The 20,198-nt window shown below is 49.4% G+C and carries 18 protein-coding genes and 1 pseudogene; 9 read left to right on the top strand and 10 right to left on the bottom strand.

Annotation, left to right across the window (positions count from 1 at the left end; translation table 11 throughout):
* Nucleotides 1-21 precede the first annotated feature (21 nt).
* Complete coding sequence (locus KNQ07_RS11190; RefSeq protein WP_214766695.1) at nucleotides 22-1,548, bottom strand: methyl-accepting chemotaxis protein; 1,527 nt, start codon at nucleotides 1,546-1,548, stop codon at nucleotides 22-24.
* A gap of 203 nt (nucleotides 1,549-1,751) precedes the next feature.
* Here KNQ07_RS11190 and ypfJ point away from each other — a divergent pair, with 203 nt between their 5' ends.
* Nucleotides 1,752-2,597, top strand: a complete 846-nt coding sequence (gene ypfJ / locus KNQ07_RS11185; RefSeq protein WP_214766693.1) for a KPN_02809 family neutral zinc metallopeptidase — start codon at nucleotides 1,752-1,754, stop codon at nucleotides 2,595-2,597.
* A gap of 61 nt (nucleotides 2,598-2,658) precedes the next feature.
* On the opposite strand, the gene KNQ07_RS11180 is transcribed toward ypfJ, so the two are convergent.
* Both KNQ07_RS11180 and KNQ07_RS11175 read right to left on the bottom strand, forming a co-directional pair.
* Nucleotides 2,659-3,048, bottom strand: a complete 390-nt coding sequence (locus KNQ07_RS11180) for a nuclear transport factor 2 family protein (RefSeq protein ID WP_251139529.1) — start codon at nucleotides 3,046-3,048, stop codon at nucleotides 2,659-2,661.
* 14 nt (nucleotides 3,049-3,062) lie between these two features.
* The gene (locus KNQ07_RS11175; protein WP_214766691.1) at nucleotides 3,063-3,545 is read right to left on the bottom strand and encodes an RrF2 family transcriptional regulator; all 483 of its coding nucleotides are present in this window, start codon (nucleotides 3,543-3,545) and stop codon (nucleotides 3,063-3,065) included.
* Nucleotides 3,546-3,756: 211 nt separating this feature from the next.
* Here KNQ07_RS11175 and cydD point away from each other — a divergent pair, with 211 nt between their 5' ends.
* The 3 genes from cydD to KNQ07_RS11160 all read left to right on the top strand — a co-directional run bounded on the left by cydD (nucleotide 3,757) and on the right by KNQ07_RS11160 (nucleotide 7,977).
* Nucleotides 3,757-5,487 (top strand): thiol reductant ABC exporter subunit CydD, encoded by a 1,731-nt coding sequence (cydD, locus tag KNQ07_RS11170; protein ID WP_214766689.1) that lies wholly within the window; start codon nucleotides 3,757-3,759, stop codon nucleotides 5,485-5,487.
* The gene (gene cydC, locus KNQ07_RS11165) at nucleotides 5,484-7,202 is read left to right on the top strand and encodes a thiol reductant ABC exporter subunit CydC (protein WP_214766687.1); all 1,719 of its coding nucleotides are present in this window, start codon (nucleotides 5,484-5,486) and stop codon (nucleotides 7,200-7,202) included. The genes cydD and cydC overlap by 4 nt, the downstream gene beginning before the upstream one ends.
* Before the next feature lie 121 nt (nucleotides 7,203-7,323).
* Nucleotides 7,324-7,977, top strand: a complete 654-nt coding sequence (locus KNQ07_RS11160; RefSeq protein WP_214766685.1) for a cyclase — start codon at nucleotides 7,324-7,326, stop codon at nucleotides 7,975-7,977.
* Nucleotides 7,978-8,020: 43 nt separating this feature from the next.
* Here the strand turns inward: KNQ07_RS11160 and kynB are convergent, their stop codons facing one another.
* Genes kynB through kynU form a run of 4 tightly spaced genes read right to left on the bottom strand, consistent with a single transcriptional unit; the run spans nucleotide 8,021 to nucleotide 12,187 of the window.
* Nucleotides 8,021-8,644, bottom strand: coding sequence for an arylformamidase (gene kynB, locus KNQ07_RS11155; protein ID WP_012369090.1), 624 nt, complete (start codon nucleotides 8,642-8,644; stop codon nucleotides 8,021-8,023).
* Between the two features lie 13 nt (nucleotides 8,645-8,657).
* Nucleotides 8,658-9,497 (bottom strand): tryptophan 2,3-dioxygenase, encoded by an 840-nt coding sequence (gene kynA / locus KNQ07_RS11150; RefSeq protein ID WP_214766683.1) that lies wholly within the window; start codon nucleotides 9,495-9,497, stop codon nucleotides 8,658-8,660.
* Nucleotides 9,498-9,517: 20 nt separating this feature from the next.
* Complete coding sequence (locus KNQ07_RS11145; RefSeq protein ID WP_012369092.1) at nucleotides 9,518-10,900, bottom strand: amino acid permease; 1,383 nt, start codon at nucleotides 10,898-10,900, stop codon at nucleotides 9,518-9,520.
* A gap of 9 nt (nucleotides 10,901-10,909) precedes the next feature.
* Nucleotides 10,910-12,187, bottom strand: coding sequence for a kynureninase (gene kynU / locus KNQ07_RS11140; RefSeq protein ID WP_214766681.1), 1,278 nt, complete (start codon nucleotides 12,185-12,187; stop codon nucleotides 10,910-10,912).
* Nucleotides 12,188-12,298: 111 nt separating this feature from the next.
* On the opposite strand from kynU, the gene KNQ07_RS11135 reads away from it, so the two are divergent.
* The 3 genes from KNQ07_RS11135 (at nucleotide 12,299) to KNQ07_RS11125 (ending at nucleotide 13,845) form a co-directional block, all read left to right on the top strand.
* On the top strand, nucleotides 12,299-12,922 hold the full coding sequence (locus tag KNQ07_RS11135; RefSeq protein ID WP_214766679.1) for a TetR/AcrR family transcriptional regulator: 624 nt from the start codon (nucleotides 12,299-12,301) through the stop codon (nucleotides 12,920-12,922).
* A gap of 45 nt (nucleotides 12,923-12,967) precedes the next feature.
* Entirely contained in the window at nucleotides 12,968-13,420 is a 453-nt protein-coding gene (locus KNQ07_RS11130) for a DUF4385 domain-containing protein (RefSeq protein ID WP_012369095.1), read from the top strand.
* Nucleotides 13,421-13,512: 92 nt separating this feature from the next.
* Nucleotides 13,513-13,845: a hypothetical protein gene (locus tag KNQ07_RS11125; protein ID WP_214766677.1), complete on the top strand. Its 333-nt coding sequence runs from the start codon at nucleotides 13,513-13,515 to the stop codon at nucleotides 13,843-13,845.
* Between the two features lie 82 nt (nucleotides 13,846-13,927).
* On the opposite strand, the gene KNQ07_RS11120 is transcribed toward KNQ07_RS11125, so the two are convergent.
* The 3 genes and pseudogenes from KNQ07_RS11120 to KNQ07_RS11110 all read right to left on the bottom strand — a co-directional run bounded on the left by KNQ07_RS11120 (nucleotide 13,928) and on the right by KNQ07_RS11110 (nucleotide 18,150).
* Entirely contained in the window at nucleotides 13,928-15,124 is a 1,197-nt protein-coding gene (locus tag KNQ07_RS11120; RefSeq protein WP_012369097.1) for an MFS transporter, read from the bottom strand.
* Between the two features lie 204 nt (nucleotides 15,125-15,328).
* Nucleotides 15,329-16,366: pseudogene (locus KNQ07_RS16325) on the bottom strand (acyltransferase family protein).
* 17 nt (nucleotides 16,367-16,383) lie between these two features.
* Entirely contained in the window at nucleotides 16,384-18,150 is a 1,767-nt protein-coding gene (locus KNQ07_RS11110; RefSeq protein ID WP_251139526.1) for a CDP-glycerol glycerophosphotransferase family protein, read from the bottom strand.
* A 307-nt stretch (nucleotides 18,151-18,457) separates the two neighbouring features.
* Between KNQ07_RS11110 and KNQ07_RS11105 the strand changes: the two genes are divergently transcribed.
* Complete coding sequence (locus tag KNQ07_RS11105; RefSeq protein ID WP_114597238.1) at nucleotides 18,458-19,171, top strand: IspD/TarI family cytidylyltransferase; 714 nt, start codon at nucleotides 18,458-18,460, stop codon at nucleotides 19,169-19,171.
* Entirely contained in the window at nucleotides 19,168-20,193 is a 1,026-nt protein-coding gene (locus tag KNQ07_RS11100; protein WP_214766675.1) for a ribitol-5-phosphate dehydrogenase, read from the top strand. Before KNQ07_RS11105 ends, KNQ07_RS11100 begins: the two co-directional genes overlap by 4 nt.
* Nucleotides 20,194-20,198 lie beyond the last annotated feature (5 nt).

The following is a 20,198-nucleotide window of genomic DNA, read 5'->3' as shown; positions in this document are numbered from 1 at the left end:
CTGATGGGGAGGAACGTTATTTCAACGGGTCATATGTTGTGTTAATTCATCGACGAGGTATTCGAGCGACGCCGTCATCATACTGAGAGATTCTGTCATGGACTCAAATTCGTGTTGAACGGTTGTTTGTTGTTCAAGTGAGACGGCCGTCGATTCAATGCCGTGACGGACTTCGAGCGAAGCCGTTCGGGTCGTTTCCATCCGTTGTTCGATGTCGAGCATTTGAACACCGACTCCTTGACGGGCTGTTTGAATCGAGCCGATACTCTGTTCGACCTCTTGAACGAGATGGGTGATATCGGAAAAAGTCTGACGGACACGGCTGGTCATCTCCTGGTTTTCAGCCAATGTTTTCGTGTAACCGGCAGCTGTCGTCTTGATTTGGTCGGTATCGGCAATCAGGGCCTGTAAGACTTCCGTCACTTCATTCGCGTAACTCCGGGACTGGACGGCGAGGTGCCCGACTTCCGTTGCGACGACGGCAAACCCCCGTCCGGCATCACCGGCACGCGCTGCTTCAATCGCCGCATTCAGCGCCAACAGATTGGTCTGTCCGGCGATTGCTTCCAGACTGGCGAGGATTTTCTGGATTTTATCGGATCGGCTGGCCATGGCCGTGACCGAAGTATGCAGACCGTTCGTCGACTTGACCATTTCCTCGACCCGGCGATCCATCAGGTTCATCTCCTCGTTGCCGGTCAACGCACGTTTCGTCATATGTTCCGTCGTCGTGACGGTCTGCGCCATTTTCGCCTGGATCGATGCGATGGATGCATTGACCTGATGCAACTGATCCGTTCCGTGTTGCATCGATTGATGCTGACCATCAGCGGACTGGACGATTGGGGCGATTGCCGTCGCGATTTGATTCGTTGCTTCAACAGACTGACTGGCTGCCTGTCGCAATTGCTTCGTATTCGTTTTTAAATTACCGACCAGAGCTTCGATTTGCTGACTGGCATTTGTCATCAGCGTCGTCGCGTCCGCTTCACGTCGGGAAGAGGCAGAGCGTTCCTGATTCTGTACGGCAATTTGGATGACCAGAGCTACACTCGTCAAAATCAAGAAGACAGCATGGATCATGAGGATGCTGAATGGATACCCGGTTGTTCCGCAAATCAGAGACGGAGCAAAAAAGAAGCCGGCGAAATGTTGGACGGCAAACAGGACGGTGCTGACGAGAATCAAGTCAATCCGGCGGAAATAAGCAATCAAAGCCAGGACCATGAAGATGGAAAAATGATACTCGACCAGTCCGTTCCCACCGGCAACAATCGACATACTGGAAAACGTCAACGTCAACGTTAAAAGAAGGGCAACAGACGGGCTGTTGGGGCGAATCCGATAAAGGCCCGAGGAAGCAATCCAACAGACAAACGGTAACAAGGCAATCCAGGCAAGTGTCGCTGGTGAAGCGGCGGCCACGTTTCCGTGAATGAGTTGATAATCGTCTGCAAAGTTGGTAAATTGGTGTAAACCATGGACAATTAACGATAAACAGACGACAAGAAAACTAATCCAAAGCATAAGCTGATTTTGACGTTTCATAAAATTAAATTCCCCCGTTTTTTAGTAGAAACTGAAACAAATCACGAATAAACATGCTAAACGTATACCACTATCGGTCGGCAAAATGAGATTGTTTAGCTTCAAGATACTTAAAACAAAATTAAATTTTAAAATAGAAAATCATGGCTAAACAGACACGATATGGGGTATAGAAGTGCATTGAGACTTAGGAGGAACTGTGTATGAAATGGAAGGGTAGAGAAAGAAGTTCGAACGTTGAAGACCGGCGGGGAATGGGTGGAAAAGGGGTCGCCGGCATCGGAGGCGGACTCGGGATCATCATTTTAATCGTCGTTACGTTGATGGGCGGGAATCCGGCAGACATCCTTGGAGGGCTGTCTGGTTCGCAGGGCGACAGCCAGGGCGAATATCAGGAAACGGCCAAGGAAAAAGAAGCAGCGGACTTTGTATCTGTCGTGTTGGCGGATACGGAAAAAGTCTGGACGAAGGAATTTAAACAGGACGGTATGACGTATAAAGAACCGACGCTTGTTTTATATACCGATCAAGTCAGTTCAGCGTGTGGACAAGCCGGAAAGTCGGTTGGACCGTTTTATTGTCCGGGTGATCAGAAATTATACATCGATCTTAGTTTTTATGATGAGTTACAAAATAAATACGGGGCACCGGGAGACTTCGCGATGGCATACGTCATTGCCCATGAAGTCGGACACCATGTTCAAACGTTGCTCGGGACATCTGACGAAATCATGCCGCTCCGCCAAAAGATGAGCGAAGAAAAGTTCAACAAGTATCTGGTCCGTTTTGAATTACAGGCGGATTATTATGCCGGTGTCTGGGCAAATCACGCACAAGGACAAAATTTGCTCGAAGAAGGCGATCTCGAAGAGGCACTCGGTGCGGCCAATGCGGTCGGTGATGATACACTTCAGAAAAAAGGCCAAGGGTATGTCGTACCGGAAAGCTTTACACACGGTACTTCGGCACAACGGGAACGGTGGTTCCAAAAAGGATTCGATAACGGAACGATCGAAGGCGGCGACACATTCAAAGCGAAAAATTTATAAGAAACGTCAAAAGGCACCACTTCATGACCGAAGTGATGCCTTTTTTCTATAGATTATCAGATTATCCATTGTACTGGTTAAACATCGCTGTATCATCGGGGACGTTGGCGAGATAAACAATCTTTCCGTCTGCATCAAGCCGGGCGATGTCCGTGCCGTCCTGCGTGAAGACTGATCCGTCTGCCCGTTTGCCGCAAACGGCCCAGCGTGTTTCCATCGTATCGCCTGCTGCAGACGAGACCCAGCCGGCGTACATGTGTTTGATGTCCTGGTTAGCCGTAAAGACCATCCGGACAAACTGTTTCCAGGCTTCGATTCCGTGCTGTTCCTGTCCGTTTAAGACAAACGTAATCTCGTCCGAGAACAGGGAAATCAAGTCATCAAAAGCTTTTTCATCAGTCCGGGAAGCATCAAATAAATCAAAATAGCGGTCAAGTGTAGATATAGTCATGGTTCATTCTCCTTTTAGTTGCGAATCATTTTTTCTTCGATTAAGCTTTGCAGTTTTGTCAGGTGGTCGGGCGGACAGTTCAAATAAATTTCCCGGCGGATCGAGTCAATCGTCTCGCGTTTAAGCGTCGACTGCCAGGATTGTTCCGCCTCTGTCATCAGATCGGACAACAGACAGATGTTTTGGTTTTGGATGCCCATCAAGTCTTCGAAGACACCGCTTGAAGCATATAATGACTGTTTGCCCTCGATGGCTTCATAAATATCAAACACACGAATTGTTTCCGGTGACGCTTTTAGACGGAAGCCGCCTTTGGAACCGGGAACAGAAATCAGCAGATCCGCACTCACGAGCTTCCGAAGCAGTTTTTGAAAATAGGTCGGGGAAGCGCCGAGTTGCTGACTGATGAATTCTCCAGGCAACACACCCTTCTCCGGTAAAAACGTCAATAAGAGCATCGCGTACACCGATTGTTCGACGCCTGTTTTCATTTGCATGAAACATTCTCCTTTCTGTATAACGTGGATAACTATTATCTACAATACATCCGGATAGATGAATTGTCCAACAAAAGGTTCCTCACAAAACCGTCACACCTTTTCGACTGCATACCCGTGGCATCAACAGAATGGATTCGGTATACTGAATGTACGATATGTGAAAATATTCACTAAAAGTCGTTCACACTTAGTGAAAGGACGTTTTCCTATGAATCTACTCAAAGGAATCATCACGATTCCGCGTACGATTTTTATACAACTGATGTTGGCCGCCGTCCTGATGGGCGTCGCCGTCATCGGTCAATCTTATCTGATCGTCATCATCGTCGACCGGATTTTCCTGCAAGGGGATCCGTTCGCGGCAGTCATTCCATTGCTTGGTGTCCTGCTCGGGATGCTTGTCCTGCGCGTCGGCGTCACGTACTGGAACGGACGTCTCGGGACGAATCTTGCGGCACGGGTCAAACAAGACTTACGCCAGGCACTTGTCGCGAAATATACGAAAAACTCCGTCGAATCGATGCTTGAAGGACAATCGGGTCAAAAGGTCAGCATTCTGCTGGATTCCGTTGATGAGATGGACAGCTATTACAGCCAGTACCTGCCGAAAGTCATCCAGACGTCGATCGTTCCGCTGATGGTCCTGATTGCCGCCTTCAGCTACGACTGGGTGACGGGACTCGTCATGATGATTACGGCGCCGTTCATTCCGCTGTTTTACATCGTAATCGGAATCATGACGCAAAAGCGGGCCGATACGCAGCTTGAGAAGATGAATGCCTTTTCCGGTACGTTCCTCGATACGTTACAGGGACTGACGACGTTGAAGTTATTTGGTCGGGCGAAAGCCCAGCAGGACGTCATCGAACGGAGCAGCCTCGATTTTCGGGATGCTACGCTGACTGTCTTAAAACTCGCGTTCCTGTCGTCGTTAATGCTCGAATTCATTTCGATGCTCAGTATGGGGATGATTGCTCTGGAAGTCAGTCTCCGGTTGATTTTATTCCAAAGCATCACCTTTGTACCGGCCTTCTTGATGTTGGTCCTGGCACCGGAATACTATCTGGCGTTAAAAGAGATGGGAGCCGCTTTCCATACCGGTCGGGGCAGTGTCGCCGCCGCAAAACAGATTGCGGCCGAACTGACGGACGATGACCGGAATGTCGCTTTCGGACAAACGGATCTGCCGGCGGCCCGTCCGCCGCGGATTGAGCTGAAAGACGTCGCTTTTTCGTACCGGGATGCCCGCTTTGCGATGGAACAGTTGAATTTGACGATTGAACCGTATCAAAAGGTGGCCTTGATCGGGCGCAGCGGTGCCGGAAAATCGACGGTCCTCCAATTGCTGGCTGGTCTTGCCGATCCGCAGGACGGACAGCTGTTGCTTGACGGTCAAAACCGTCAGACGGTTACGGAAACAAGTTGGTTCAGTCAGCTCAGCTACATCTCGCAACATCCGTATCTTTATGCCGGGACGCTGGCGGATAATATTGCCATTGGTGAATTGCGCGAAGCGTCGCGCGCTGCGATTGAACAGGCGGCATCTGACGCCGGTCTGACCGAATTGATCGCACAGTTGCCGAACGGACTCGACACGGTCATCGGAGAAGGCGGACGCGGCTTATCCGGTGGGGAAAAGCAGCGCGTGGCGCTGGCACGTGCCTTCCTGAAACGGCCGAACGTCATCTTGTTTGATGAACCGACGACCGGTCTTGACGTGAAGACGGAACGGGTGTTGCAGGAAGCGATGACTGTTCTCGGACGTGAAGCGACCGTCATCACGGTCGCCCACCGTCTGCATACGATTGAACAATCAGATCAAATCGTCGTGCTGGAAGCCGGAAGGATCGTCGACCGCGGAACACATGAAGAATTACTCGGACGTGAATCGGAATATGCGATGATGCGCGCCGTTCAACGAGGGGAGGAGACACGATGAAAGAGTTGATGGGAATTTTTCGTTTGATGCTGCACCAGAAACGGGACATCGTGCTCTCGATTATCTTTGGTGTATTGGCCGGCATCACGGCGGTCGGACTGTTTGCCGCGAGCGGCTTCCTGATTTCAAAAGCGGCCCTGTTGCCGCCGATTCAGACACTTGCCGTCCTGATTGCCCTACAGAAAATCTCCAGTCTGACACGGGCTGTCAGCCGGTACACCGAACGGTATTACTCACACCGGGCGACGTTTACGATCCTCAGTGACTTGCGGACGACGTTTTATAAACGGCTTGAACCGCTCGCACCGGGTATCTTTGCCAAGTATCGGAGCGGAGACCTATTGGCCCGGATCGTCGGGGACGTCGAAAGTCTGCAAAATACGTTTTTACGCGTCGTCTATCCGCCGATTATCCTGGTGCTCGTTTTCCTATGTACAATCTTTTTTGTCGGTTTCTTTTCACTCAGTGTCGCGCTTGTCCTTGTGTTTGGTCTGATCTTAACGGGATTCGTCATTCCCGGCTGGTTTGCCTACCGGGAACAACGGTTTGCCCGGTCCGTCCGGGCCCGACGCGGGGAACTGTCGACGGAAGTGACAGAACTGTTCCAAGGTTATCGCGACTTAAAGATCTATCAACAACTCGGCAATAAGGAAGCGGAACTGAATGCCGTCGCCGCACGCTACGTGGCGGAAGAAAAACGGAACGGACTGCATGCGGTCTCGAACCTTGCCTTGAATACACTGGCGACGTTGATCATTTCCTGGATTGTCCTCGGACTCGGGGCATATCTGGTCGCTGACGGACAACTCGACGGCGTTTTCCTCGCCTTGTTGGTCATGACCTCGTTGACGGTGTTTGAAAATGCCGCTCCGATGGCGATTTTACCCGGGTTCTTCGAAGACAGCCGTCATGCGGCACGACGGCTGGATGATGTCGTCGAAGCGACGGCGGAACCGGACTATCGTCCGTTTGCATTGACGCAGGCTCCGGAACTCCGTGCGGAACATATCAGCTTTACGTTTCCCGGACAGGACCGTCCCGTCTTACGCGATGTCAGCGTGACGTTCCCTGCCGGCAGTAAAACGGCGATTGTCGGAGCAAGCGGTTCCGGAAAATCGACGCTGTTGCAACTGTTGTTGCGGATGTATCCGGCAGACGGAATCCGGATTGAAGGAACTCCAGGTCAAGAAATTAATCCGGAAGCGTTATGGCAACAGTCGAACGTCGTCCTGCAACAAAATCATTTCTTTTACGGGACGATTCGTGACAATCTGAAGCTCGCCAGCAGCGAAGCAACGGATGAACAAATGATCGAAGCATTGAATCAAGTGGGTCTTTCGTTGCTCGCTCTTGACGACCGGGTGCTCGAAAAAGGGGAAAACCTGTCCGGCGGTGAAAAACAACGGCTGGCGATTGCCCGGATATTCTTACGTCAGACACCGCTTTATCTGCTCGATGAGCCGACCTCATCGGTCGATGCGTTGACAGAACAGATGATTTTACGCCACCTGTTTGCTCGTGCATCGGACGCAACGCTGTTTCTTGTCAGCCACCGGTTGGCCGGTCTTGAGTTGATGGATCAAATCGTTGTCATGGAGCAGGGGCAGGTCGTCGAAGTCGGGACATACGCGGACTTAATGACCAAGCAAGGTGCCTTTTATGCCTTGAAACAGGTCGAACAATCCGTCTTTACACCGGATCAACTGGTCCGCTGAATTAAAAACAGCCACATCCAACGCTCTGTCAGCGAAGGATGTGGCTGTTTTGATTGAACAGAATTCAAATGGACGGTTGATTGCAGGAATGGTAAAGTAAGGAAAAAATAAGAGGTGAGCCATGATGGAAATTCGCCGTTGCGAGACGCAACTGGAAGATCAAACGATTGCCTATAATCATTACTACTCCGATTCAGACGAAATCTGTTTTATGTTGTCCGGAGCCGGTTACGCCTATGATCATCCGTATTTTTACTTCAGCCGGATGATGTTGTTGAAGCGAAAAGTGAACGTCATTGAAATTCAATATGTCTCAGATGATTTATTTAGTATGCCGGACGAGCAAGGGGACGCCGAGATGAGCCGGCGGATCGAAGCGGTCATCGGGGACGTGTTACGGGCGCGGTCGTATCAGACGATTCACTTCATTGCCAAATCGCTTGGGACGGTGCCGCTGGTTTCAATGATGTACCGTGGGATGTTTCCGGAAGCGCGTGTCGTCCTCCTGACGCCACTCTTAAAAGATCCGGCTATCGTCGAAAAGATTTCGAACAGCCGGCATCACGGATTACTCGTCATCGGTGATCAGGACCGCCAGTACAGTCCGGAAGCGTTGGAACGGTTCGGTAACTCGAATCTTGTACTGGAACTCGTAACAGGAGCCAACCATTCACTCGATATCGATTTTGATGTCAAGCCGTCCCTGCAAGTACTCGGACAGATCATGCAACGCATTGAAGACGTATTGTTCACCGTAACGATCAAGGAAAACTGAAAACCGACAGAACATTCTCGGAAGAGCGTTCTGTCGGTTTTTTTTAATACGGTCGCATCAATGCACGAACGGGACTGCCGTCACCGTCGACAAGCGGAAGCGGAACGGCATTGAGATGATAATCACCCGGCGTGATCGTATCGAGGACCAACCCTTCGAGTATGTGAACGCCATGGGCGGCGAGCGCATGGTGGGCCGCCATCTCTTTACTGTCGATCGCATCAACGGACGGTAAATCAAGTCCGATCAATTCAATACCGAGTTCGCCGAGCCGTTCGGCAAGGCTTGGTGTCAGTACCGGGATGGTTTCCGGAAATACGGACTTATCGACCCATCCGTCCGTTTTAATGATCAACCGGCGGACATCGGTTAAATCAAATGCATCGAGGTCGCTTGCGACGAGTTCGGTCCGACCGGGCAGATAGATGACGCGGACATGACCGATATAAAGATCCGGGTCCAAATCAATGACTTTTTGACCGACGTCGTCAAAGTGGAACGGTGCATCAATATGGGTACCGGTATGCAGGCTCATCGTGACCTGCCCGACATTGACGGAGCCGGTATCGGCTTTACTCCAGTTGATCGTATAGTCAAATTTCGTATCGCCGGGCCAGGTCGTAATCGACGAGGTTAACGGCTGTGAGACATCCATCCAACGGTTCATGCAAGATTCCCCCTCAAAGTTTTGTCCGGACCGACCACAGTTCCGGGAAGAACCGGTGATCGAGCACACGGCGCAGATAACTGACGCCGGACGAACCACCCGTTCCCGGTTTTTGACCGATGATCCGTTCGACGGTACTCATATGGTTAAAGCGCCACATCTGTTGCTGGCTGCCGATGTCGAGCAGCTTTTCCCCGAGTTCATATAAATCCCAGTACTGTTCGACATCCTGATAGACGATGGCCCAGGCCGCTTCAACACTCGCGTCGGCTTCCCAGTCTTGAGTGACATCCCGGTTGAGAACCGCCTCGTCAATCGGTAAGCCGCGCCGGTGCATCGCCCGGACGGTCTCATCATAGATGCTCGGTGTCTGTAAATCATCGTTCAATTGAGCAAACAGCGCCGTTTCATGTTCATAGACCCGTAACATCTGAGCATTTTTAAAGCCAAGCGAAAATTCGATTTGCCGGTTCTGATAAGACTGGAACCCGGAGGAATGTCCGAGTGAGTCCCGGAATTCGAGATATTCGGCCGGTGTCAGTGTCGAGAGGACGCTCCACGACTGGATCAGCTGTTGTTGAATTTTTGAGACACGGGCGAGCATCTTAAACGACCGTTCGAGTTGATCATCGGCGATTGCCTGAATGGCAGCCGTCATCTCATGCAAAATCAGTTTCATCCAGAGTTCACTTGTTTGATGAATGACGATAAACAACATCTCGTCATGGTGATCCGATAACCGTTGTTGGCTCGTCAAAAGCGAGTCCAGCTGTAAATAATCCCCGTAAGACAGGTCTTTTTTAAAGTCGGTTTGAATCGACTCCTCAATGTTCGTCGCATCCGTCTGTTTCATGCCGATCGATCCCCTTTACGTCAAAGTGATTGTGAACGGTTTGTCTGATCCGCTTGCGGCGGATGATTTCGTTTCCAAAAAACATAGGCGATTGTCAGGAAAATCAACCACGGGATACCGAACTTCAAGACAATTTGGAAATCGGTAAACCAGGTCGTGATGACAAGCGCAAACAACAAGAGCGCACCAAGTGCGGTCAAATACGGATATCCCATCATCCGGACCGGCAGTTTTCGTCCGCCGTCCCGTTCCCAGGCTTTGCGGAAGTAGAGATGGGAGATGAAAATCATGAACCAGGTGAAGATGGCACCGAACATCGAAATCCCCATCATAAATGGATAAGAGACACTCGATTGGCTGCTGATGACGGCAGCGAGGAAAATCCCAAGCGTCGAAACAGCCAGGGCAAACAGCGGTACGCCTTTCGCATTCAGGCGGCTGAACATCCGCGGGGCATAGGTGGCTTTCGATAGCGAATACATCATCCGCGTCGAAGCATAGAGCTGACTGTTCATCGCCGATAAGGCGGCTGTCAGGACGATGAAGTTCATAATGCCGGCTGCACCGGGAATCGACAACATCTCCATGACTTTCACGAACGGACTTTCATCGACACCACCGGCCTGTTGCCACGGAACGATCATCAGCATCAAGGCAATCGTGATGACATAAAACGTCGACAGACGGAAGACTGTGGCCTTCAGTGCTTTCGGCACTGCGACATCCGGATCTTTTGCTTCACCGGCTGTCACGGCAATCAATTCGGTCCCGAGGAAACTGAACAGCGAGATGAAGACGGCAATCCAGAGACCGGAGAATCCGAACGGCATGAAGCCGCCGTCATTCGTAAAGTTTTGCGGACCAATCTCCGGTGAGCTGCTGCCGAAGACTAAGTACGCGCCGAGAATCATGAACATCAGGATGGCACTGATTTTAATGACGGAGAACCAGTATTCGAATGTCGCAAACGTATTGACGGTCGTGGCATTGATATAAATCAACGCCGCTGCGAAAACGAAAATCCAGATGTACCCGGGCACATCCGGGAACCAGTATTTCATGTAGATGGCGATGGCGCTGACTTCAACGCCGATTGCCAGGACATTCGCGACCCAGTAGGAATAACGCACGAGGAAGCCGGCATAAGGACCGATGTACTTCTCCGCAATCGTTCCGAATGAGCCGGACGTCGGATGGGCAACGGTCATTTCCGCGAGACATCCCATCAACAGCAGGACGATAAACGCTCCGATCGCGTAACTGACAAGAACACTTGGTCCGGCCAGACTGATGGCGAGACCGCTTCCGAGGAAAAGTCCCGTTCCGATCGCACAACCCATCGCAATCATCGTCAGTTGGCGTGTTTTTAAGTCACGCCGTAATTCAGTAGGATGTTCTTTCATAATGCCTCCTTACGCGACGACTTCGCGTTCGTTCTTGAATTGTTCGTACTGTTTTTCATCCATGATCGTTTTCAAAATCGAAACGACTTCATAGACGTCTTCAAAACTATTATACAAGGCAACGGGTGCCAGGCGGACAATATTCGGTGCCCGGAAATCAGGAATGACGTGATGGGCTTTCAGCGCTTTACAGATCCGTGCTGCTTCCGGATGTTCAAGACTCAGGTGGGCACCGCGTCGTTTCGCGTCACGCGGATTGCCGATGACGAAACCGTATGCTGTCAGTTCCTGATCGACAAGCGTCATCATGTAGTCGGTCAAGGCGAGGGATTTCGCCCGGACGGCATCGATGCCGACTTCCGCAAACAGTTCGAGTGCCCCGATTTGCGGCGCGAGGCTTAAGACGTGGGGTGTTCCGATTTGGAAGGCCGCAGCGTTTTCAGCCGGTGTCATCGTATGATTCATGTCAAACTGCTTGTCTTTACGGGAACCGAACCAACCGGTCAGACCCGGCAATGTTCCGAAATGCCGTTCATTGACGAACAGACCGCCGACCGTTCCGGGACCGCCGTTCAAGTGTTTGTAGTTGCACCAGTAAGCAAAGTCGACGCCCCAGTCATGAAAGGCATGAGGAATCGCGCCGACGGAATGACACCCGTCAAAGCCGATCAGGATACCGCGGGCATGCGCTTCCCGGGTCAGCCGTTCCATATCTAAAACTTGTCCGCTCCGGTAAAGCACCGTCGGCAGAACGATCAAGGCAATGTCATCCGTCATCGCGTCGATGATATCGGCTTCATCGAGAAACCGTCCGTCGCGGCTTTCGACCTGAACGAGATGTTCTGCCGGATCAAGTCCGCGCAACCGGAGTTGGCTTTGCAGCGCATAAATATCAGACGGGAACGTTAAACTGTCTGCTAAAATCTTTGTCCGTGTTCCGCTTGGTGCAAAGAAGGTTGCGACGAGTTGATGCAGATTGACCGTCGTCGAACCGGTCACCATGACTTCATCCGCACTTCCACCGACAAGCGGTGCGTTCAAGGCAGCCAGTTTTTCCGACAGGTCGAACCATGGGTGCCGGCCTTTCATCCACCCGTCAATCCCGAGTTCCCGCCAATCGGCGAGCGATTCGAGTAACGTCGCTTCCGCCCGTTTCGACAACAGACCAAGCGAATTGCCGTCCATATAAATCGAACCTTTCTGCAGATAAAATTCGTTCCGGTACGGAGCGAGTATATCCTGTTGATCCTGTTCGATGGCATGCTTGCGTGATGCGTTCAATGTCATGTCCGTTCCTCCTTAAATGAATCAGTAATCAATTTTGAGAAAAGCGTAGCAAACAAATTGACACTGTGTCAATATTATCGGATAGAGAATCAGGAGAGGTGGTTGATCACGATGAAAGCAGATGAATCTAAAATGGACAAACGGCATTTACGGACCGTTCGGACGCGGGAAAAATTATTGGTCGCAGCCCGGCACGTCTTTCTTGAAAATGACTTCCAGACGACGACGATTTCGCAAATCATCAAACGGGCGGGCGTCGGATACGGAACGGCGTACGTTCACTTTGAAGGGAAAGATGAACTGTTAATTGTGTTGATGGAAGACGTAATGGATCGTTTCCACCAAGTGGCGGAACAGCCGTTTGAGCCGGGAACGGCTGAAGAAGCTCAAAAACAAATCGAGCAACAGGCAATGGCCTTTTTACAGCTGGCTGAGCAGGAGCGGGAGATGCTGCGGGTCGTCGAGCAGGCGATTGGCATCTCTTACGTCATCCGGACGAAGTGGAAACAGATTCGTGAGCGGTTTATTGAACGGATCAGCTGCGATATCCGCTATGCGCAAAGAACCGGATTGGCTCGTCCGGACCTAAATCCGGCACTCGTTGCCCGCGGCTGGTTTTTTGCCAATGAAATGTATCTGTTCGAAGTCGTTCGCGAAGAGACGACCGCGTCAATCGAAGAAATCGCCAAAACCTTAACTGCTGTGTATACGACCGGACTGTACGAACACGGTTAAAGAAGCTCGTTCCCGGGAAACCTGTAGGAGAAGGGGGCGTTGCACATGGCATTTGATTATGATCTTGATTTTAAGACAACCGATTTTCGGAAGGAACCGGAAAAATACCGGGTCGGACGGGGCGAACAGGGTGTGTTGCTCGTCGAACCGTATAAAGGGGAAATCTTGCCGCATTGGCGGTTCAAGACACCGGAAATTGCCAAAGAATCTTCCGAAAAAATCTATCAGATGTATCTCGACTATAAAGAGGCCGGAGACTTCGTCGGAATGGACATGGCGCGGAAGTTCATCCAGATGGGACATACAAGGGCACGTCGGTATACGAATTATAAAGGCGGACGTAAGTATAAAAACAAAGAGACGGGTGAATTAAACGAGCGGAAAATTGATCCGGAAAAAGCGAAATCGGCAGAAATTTTTCAGGAAAAATGGGATTTGATCCGGGCGGATGAAGAGTACTTGAAGTTAAAGAAAGCTCATCAAAAACAGTACGGATGAACGGATTTTTAGTTTTCCATTTGCCTGTTTCTTGGCACTGAAAATGAAGGATTCAAAATTTGCTATGATGGGATTAAAAGGGAGGAGAATATATGCGTTATACGTACTGGGCGGCGTTGATCGGATTGATTATAAGTATGTATCTGTTAGTGGACTATACAGTGGAAACCGTTCCTGTCAGCATTTTGATCGGTTTACTGATATACAGTATCGGACTCAGCATCGTCGCGACGTTCGAAGTGTCTTCGTTTGAGCTTACTAGGCGTGCCTTTGTGACGACCCTTTTATTTGGACTGGTTCTGAATCATGTACTGGATTTGCGGATGACAGCTTTTTTACTCGTCCTGTTGGTCGTCGAAACGCTTGTCAAAACGCTCCGCTTCCTGCAAGTGCTCTGGTGGGACCGGACGACGTTGCACGGCTGATATTTCTCTACCAGATGAAGAAAGCAGGAGGCCATCCGATTATTTAATCGGGCGACCTCCTGCTTTTGTTTAGACATCGGAATCAAGATGTCTGTTCAATCTTTTTAATTAAACGGGACTGACGACGTTGCCAAATGACGGATCCGACCAATGTCACGGCAAGGAAAACGAGTCCGAGCATGAACGGATACAGAATGTTGACATCATATAACAGACCGGCCAGGGTCGGACCGAGGACGTTCCCGATGCTCATGTAGGCATTGTTCATCCCCATCGCGAATCCCTGCTCGTTACCGGCCAGTTTTGAAATCATCGTATTCAGGACCGGACGTAAGATTGAAGTCGCGAGGAAAATGACCAGCGTGACAGCGAAGAATCCGCCGTAGCTCGCCGTCAAAAGAGACAACAAGAATCCGAGTGTCGCAATCAACAGGAAGATATTCAGGACTTTTCCTTCGCCGAGACTGCGTGATAACTTATCAACGACAAAAATCTGGGCAATGACACTGATGATACCGGTCGACGTTACCATAATGGCAATATCTTTTGGTGAAGCACCAAACTGGTTGTCGACGAACAGACCGAGGACAGACTCGTATGCCATCAAGCCGAAACTCATGACAAGAGTGATGACGAGCGGAACGAAATACGGCTTATGGAACGATGCTCCAAGCTTTTTCCACATCGAGCCTTCATCCGGTGCCATCGCCGTCGCATCATGGACATCACTCTCCTGCAACAGTAAAACGCTGAATAAGACGGCAAGGAGTGAGACAAGTGCCGAGACGAGCAACGGTAATTTTAAATCAAACTCGGCAAGGAAACCGCCGATTCCGGGACCGATGACGATACCGAGTGACATGGCAGCAGAGACGAAGCTGTTACCTTTTGCACGCTGATCCATCGTCGTGATATCTGCGACGTAGGCAAAAATCGCAGGGATCAACAGCGCGGCACCGAAACCGCCGATCGCCCGGGAGATGTAGAGGATCGTAACAGAGTTCGAGAAATAAAAGACGAACATCGATAACGTCAATCCGATCAATCCGTAAATGATCATCTTCCGTCGACCGTATTGATCGGCCCATTTCCCGGCGACCGGTGACATGACGAGCTGGGCACCGGCAAAAATCGCAATCATCAGACCGGCTGCCGTACCACCTTGACCGATGGAAGCTAAGTAAGCGGGCAGAATCGGAATGATGATCCCGAAGCTCCCGACGGCAATGAACATGTTAATCATCAGAACCGTTAATTTTTTTCGTTGATCCGCTTGCAAGGGGATCCCTTCTTTCTACACGCTGGTGTAAGCGTTTATTTAATCTACCTTTACTATCTTAGTTTCAAGAGAAAGATCCTGTCAATTTTACCGCCCGTTACAAAAAAAGAATCACTCGCTTCACGCCACTCCTGCAGGGTAGAGCGTGAAAAAACGAGTGATTCTTTTTGGAGTCGGTCTTTGTATCAACTATTAAGTGAACGGTTACGGTGTTTTCTTGAAAAGCCAGTTGACGTTTGGAGATAACAACGGTCGGAACAATCGAACGATCGGACGACTGGATAAAATCCACACGAAGAACAGCGCAAGCAAGAAGGATGAACCGATTAATAGCACCGGTGATTCGGCAATCCACGGCGGAACAAAATCACGGAACAGCCGGACGATAAACGAATGTAATAGATAAATCGCCAACGTCTGAATTCCGATTTGATCAAACCGTTCGCCGAAGGAGCGATGCGGGACCATCATCAGCACAGAGAAGATCATCACGGTACTGACCGCATATAAAAAGAGCTGGATCAAGGCACCTTTGAGAACCGGTACATCGAATTCACCGTACGTATCCCGGTAGAACAACCAGACTGTATCAAATCCATTTTTAGTCCAAACGGCCATAGCGACAGCGATGGCAACGGAAATGATCAATCCGGTCAAACGACCGAGGGGTGACGTCAGCCGGTCACGAATCTGCCCGTCCGCGAGCCATCCCCGCTCTTTGATGAGATAGCCCATCAAAAAGAACGGATAAAAACTGACGACCTTCTGTAAGGAAAGGGAGTTCGTGATGGAACCCGGATTGGCATTGATCAGCAGGGCAAACGCAATACTGATTAACAACGGATAACGTAAGGCCAGGAATCCAGGCGTCACGATTTGCCAAATGATGATCCCGAGCAGATACTAGAGCGTCCAGCTCGGAACAAGCGGATGAAGCAACCCGTCAATCAAGCCGTCGACCGTCTTTTCATTGACGTAAGCGAGATAGACTTCATGAATCGACTGCCAGATGAAGTAGAGGACGACAAACGAAATGATTCGTTTGGGTCTGACTTCCTTAAAAAAGTACCCGCTCATGAAGATGAACGCCGGCATATGCAGTAAATAAATGATGTTGTAGACCATCTGCACCGGATCATTTTGCTCAAGATTACGGAACGTTTCAATCAGATGGCCGAACACGACCATGAAAATCAATAATACTTTGTAGTTCCCGAGCCAATGATCATAAGAAAAGGTCATTGGTTTTGGTGTTGGATTCATTTGTCTTCTCCAAGAATGATTTGATCGACGAAACGCTGGCTCGATTTTCCGTCCTGGTGTTCGAAGAAATATTCCGCAAAGGCTTTGACGTTCTGCATCTCGAAATCTTCGTTTTTGATCCGTTCAATCAACTCTTCCGACGTACGGACGATCGGTCCCGGGACGAATTCTTCAAAGTCATAGTAGAAGTCGCGTTTTGAGATGTAATCTTCCAAATCGTAAGCGAAGAATAACATCGGACGGTCGAGCAGTGAAAATTCAAAACAAGTCGAAGAATAATCGGTAATCAAAATATCAGAGACGAACAGCAATTCGTTGATTTCCCGGTGGTCCGTCAAATCGAGGAAGAAGTCCGCATATACTTCCGGAATCTCCATCCGGCGGCGGACGAACGGATGCATCTTCAAGACGAAGACATAATCTTCATGGAACGCTTCGTATAAAGCATCCAAATCAAGTTGACTGAAGTCATAATGGGCACTTTTGGCGCCGTTCCCACGGAAAGTCGGGGCGAACATGATGACTTTTTTTGTTTTGAAGACAGGGTATTCTTCATAAATCCGTTCTTTGGCTTCGGCGATATACGTTTGATCAAAGAACATGTCTGTCCGGGGAATCCCGGTTGCGATGACTTGATCTTCCCTTAGGCCGAATCCTTCCGCGTAATGACGGGCGACGTTATGCGAGCTGACGATGGCTTTCGTGTAATTCCGGTGGCTGAGCGAGTTGGCGCTTGGACCACCCGGTTTGCCAAGACGGCTGTATCCGAATGTCTTGAAAGCTCCGACAGCATGCCAGACCTGGACCAGGTCGCTTCCTTTTCGGATGTTGAGCGGATAAATCATCGGATAAAAATCGTCGACCAAAATCGTTTTCGCCGTCGCGAGGTGGTAAGGCAATGTAAATTTGTCGCGCCAATCACGGCGGGACTGTAAGTTCGGTTTGAAGAACGTCTTCACGTCCAGGTTTAAATCCCGGCGCTCGATTTCGTTTAAGATATAGGCGAAGTTTCCGCTGACGTCACTTCGCGAGTCGGAAGCAAAAACAACTTTATTGTCTTGAATCGGTTGTGTCCACTTCGTGACATTGTAAATGCTCTTGAATGTAAAGCGACGGAATTTGAACGCACGCTTCCGCCAATTCTTCTTGGATTTATTGAATTTTTCAATCAAGCGGATAAACCGTTTCGTCTCTCCCTGCTTAAGGGAATGGAAACCTAGGGTATTGCTGTATTCTGAATACTGGACGACCAGTTCATATTCAAGTTTGAGCAGGACGTTACTATGTTTTGTGTCAACACGATAAATGACCGGAATCAAGGAACGTGTGTCTCCAAATGGTGCTTCATGTAAAATGGACTTTCCTTGGACGATTGCGAAGAAAGCATCGAAGTAACCCATTGGGAGCGGGCGTCCGGTCGGAGTCAGGTGATTGAGATCAAGCTCACCGCTGAATGTTTCTTCTGTCCAGTCACCTTCGAACGGGAAACGAAGAATGAATGTCCGCTTGTTCCGTTTGTTGCGGAAAATGACGGCCCGTTCTAAAGGAATCGGTTCCGCTGGTGCCTCGGACTGGATGTATCCATCGTCCGGTTGTGTTTCTTCTGTGTCTTCAGGAGCGGCAGGATTCTCAAAAAGTAGCTGTTCGGCCTGAATGAAATCAGTTAATCCGAAAAGACGTGCCTCGAAGCGGAATTTGGTTCCCGCCAGTTCTAGATAGTTAACGTGTGCCTGTAACGTCGGCATCTGTGTTTCTTCTGTCAAAACAATCTCTCCTCGCTTAAATGATTACAATGCATTTACACAACAATGACAGATTTTTAAAATCATCATGAACATGGTATAGTGATATTAGAAATCATCCATCATTATATCGTGACGAAGCAAAAAAAATAGAACTTTGTCTATTTTTTTTGCTTTTGGCGGATAGAGTCATTAGAAAAAGATCATATTTTTTAAACATACCCACATCGCTGGTAAGTGGAAACAAAAAACTTTTTTTATTAAGGGAGGGAAGCAGAGTGACCCATGATAGCGCCATTGTCTATGGATGGGTCCTTTGCGATACAAGATGATTTATGCAGCAATCTTAGCAGGCGGAAAAGGAACGAGAATGGGGAATGTCGATCGTCCTAAACAATTCCTGTCAATCGGAGAACGTCCGATTATCGTGCATACCGTTGAAAAGTTTCTTTTACACGAAGATTTTGATCAAATCATTATTGTGACCCCAACGGCTTGGATTAACTATACACGTGATATTCTTGAGAAATATATCGGAACCGATGAGCGGATCGTCATCACGGCAGGCGGAAGCGACCGCAACGAGTCCATCATGGCGGCGATCAACTGGATTGAAAATAAAAACGGTTTGACAGACGAAGACGTCATCGTTACACACGATGCAGTCCGTCCGTTCTTGACGCACCGGATCATCAAAGAAAACATTTCAACGGCACTCGAGTACGGAGCATGTGATACCGTCATCTCGGCGATTGATACGATCGTCGCTTCGACGGACGGAAAAACGATTTCCGATATTCCGGTCCGCGATCAGATGTATCAAGGACAGACGCCGCAAAGTTTCCAAATCACAAAACTCAAAAATCATTACGAAGCATTATCAAGCGATGAGCGGGCAATTTTGACGGATGCCTGTAAGATTCTCTTGCTTAAAGGGGAAGCGGTGGCTCTCGTCACAGGTGAGTTGTTTAATATTAAAGTAACGACACCTTACGATCTCCGCATCGCCAATGCTATTTTGAAGGAGCGGATTCACCAATGATTAACCAAGTCTATCAACTCGTGGCGCCACGCCAAATCGAGGTGACGTACGACGAACGGTCACTCAATTCAGACCGGGTCGTCGTTCGTCCGACGTATTTATCGATTTGTCACGCGGATCAACGTTACTTTACGGGCAGCCGCAGTGCGGAAGTATTGGCAAAGAAGTTACCGATGGCGATGATTCATGAAGGCATCGGGAAAGTAGTGCATGACCCGTCTGGAACGTTTAAGATCGGTACGTTGGTCGCAATGGTTCCGAACACACCGTCGGAAACAGATGACATCATCGGAGAAAACTACTTGCGGACAAGCCGTTTCCGCTCGAGCGGTTATGACGGCTATATGCAGGATTATGTCTTCATTCAGCCCGATCGTCTTGTCGAAGTACCGGCTGATCTTGACCCGGAAGTCGCAGCCTTCACGGAACTGGTCAGTGTATCCGTTCATGCCATGACACGTTTTGATCAGATTGCCCACAGCCGTCGGGAAACATTCGGTGTCTGGGGAGACGGGAACCTCGGATTCATTACAGCATTGATGTTACGCAAACTGTATCCGGAAGCAAAATTGCTTGTCTTCGGAAAAACACAATCGAAGCTCGATTATTTCTCGTTTGCTGATGAAACATATCATATTGATCAAATTCCGGACGACGTATCATTTAATCACGGATTTGAATGTGTTGGTGGAATCGGAAGTCAGTATGCGATTAATCAAATGATTGATTACATCATTCCAGAAGGAACGATGGCACTGCTCGGCGTTTCCGAAGACCCGGTTTCCGTCAATACGCGGATGATTCTTGAAAAAGGATTACGTGTCTACGGATCAAGCCGGAGTACACCGGCTGATTTTGCACGGACGATGGAATTGTATCAAATGTATCCGGATATTCCGGCCTATTTGTCGAATCTCGTGTCCGGTGTTTTCCAGATTCGACAAATCGAAGATATTCATCAAGCATTTGAAAGTGATTTGACGAATCGTTTCGGTAAAACCGTCATGGAATGGTGCATGTAAGAATG

It is taken from the genome of Exiguobacterium sp. s145 (assembly GCF_018618835.1).
Lineage (GTDB): Bacteria > Bacillota > Bacilli > Exiguobacteriales > Exiguobacteriaceae > Exiguobacterium_A > Exiguobacterium_A artemiae.
The sequence above is the reverse complement of the archived record's forward strand: the minus strand, read 5'-3'. Positions and strand labels throughout refer to the sequence as shown.

Coding starts and splice junctions, on each gene's coding strand:
- KNQ07_RS11190 (WP_214766695.1), bottom strand. CDS start 1,548: ATGAAACGTCAAAATCAGCTTATGCTTTGGATTAGTTTTCTTGTCGTC.
- ypfJ (WP_214766693.1), top strand. CDS start 1,752: ATGAAATGGAAGGGTAGAGAAAGAAGTTCGAACGTTGAAGACCGGCGG.
- KNQ07_RS11180 (WP_251139529.1), bottom strand. CDS start 3,048: ATGACTATATCTACACTTGACCGCTATTTTGATTTATTTGATGCTTCC.
- KNQ07_RS11175 (WP_214766691.1), bottom strand. CDS start 3,545: ATGCAAATGAAAACAGGCGTCGAACAATCGGTGTACGCGATGCTCTTA.
- cydD (WP_214766689.1), top strand. CDS start 3,757: ATGAATCTACTCAAAGGAATCATCACGATTCCGCGTACGATTTTTATA.
- cydC (WP_214766687.1), top strand. CDS start 5,484: ATGAAAGAGTTGATGGGAATTTTTCGTTTGATGCTGCACCAGAAACGG.
- KNQ07_RS11160 (WP_214766685.1), top strand. CDS start 7,324: ATGATGGAAATTCGCCGTTGCGAGACGCAACTGGAAGATCAAACGATT.
- kynB (WP_012369090.1), bottom strand. CDS start 8,644: ATGAACCGTTGGATGGATGTCTCACAGCCGTTAACCTCGTCGATTACG.
- kynA (WP_214766683.1), bottom strand. CDS start 9,497: ATGAAACAGACGGATGCGACGAACATTGAGGAGTCGATTCAAACCGAC.
- KNQ07_RS11145 (WP_012369092.1), bottom strand. CDS start 10,900: ATGAAAGAACATCCTACTGAATTACGGCGTGACTTAAAAACACGCCAA.
- kynU (WP_214766681.1), bottom strand. CDS start 12,187: ATGACATTGAACGCATCACGCAAGCATGCCATCGAACAGGATCAACAG.
- KNQ07_RS11135 (WP_214766679.1), top strand. CDS start 12,299: ATGAAAGCAGATGAATCTAAAATGGACAAACGGCATTTACGGACCGTT.
- KNQ07_RS11130 (WP_012369095.1), top strand. CDS start 12,968: ATGGCATTTGATTATGATCTTGATTTTAAGACAACCGATTTTCGGAAG.
- KNQ07_RS11125 (WP_214766677.1), top strand. CDS start 13,513: ATGCGTTATACGTACTGGGCGGCGTTGATCGGATTGATTATAAGTATG.
- KNQ07_RS11105 (WP_114597238.1), top strand. CDS start 18,458: ATGATTTATGCAGCAATCTTAGCAGGCGGAAAAGGAACGAGAATGGGG.
- KNQ07_RS11100 (WP_214766675.1), top strand. CDS start 19,168: ATGATTAACCAAGTCTATCAACTCGTGGCGCCACGCCAAATCGAGGTG.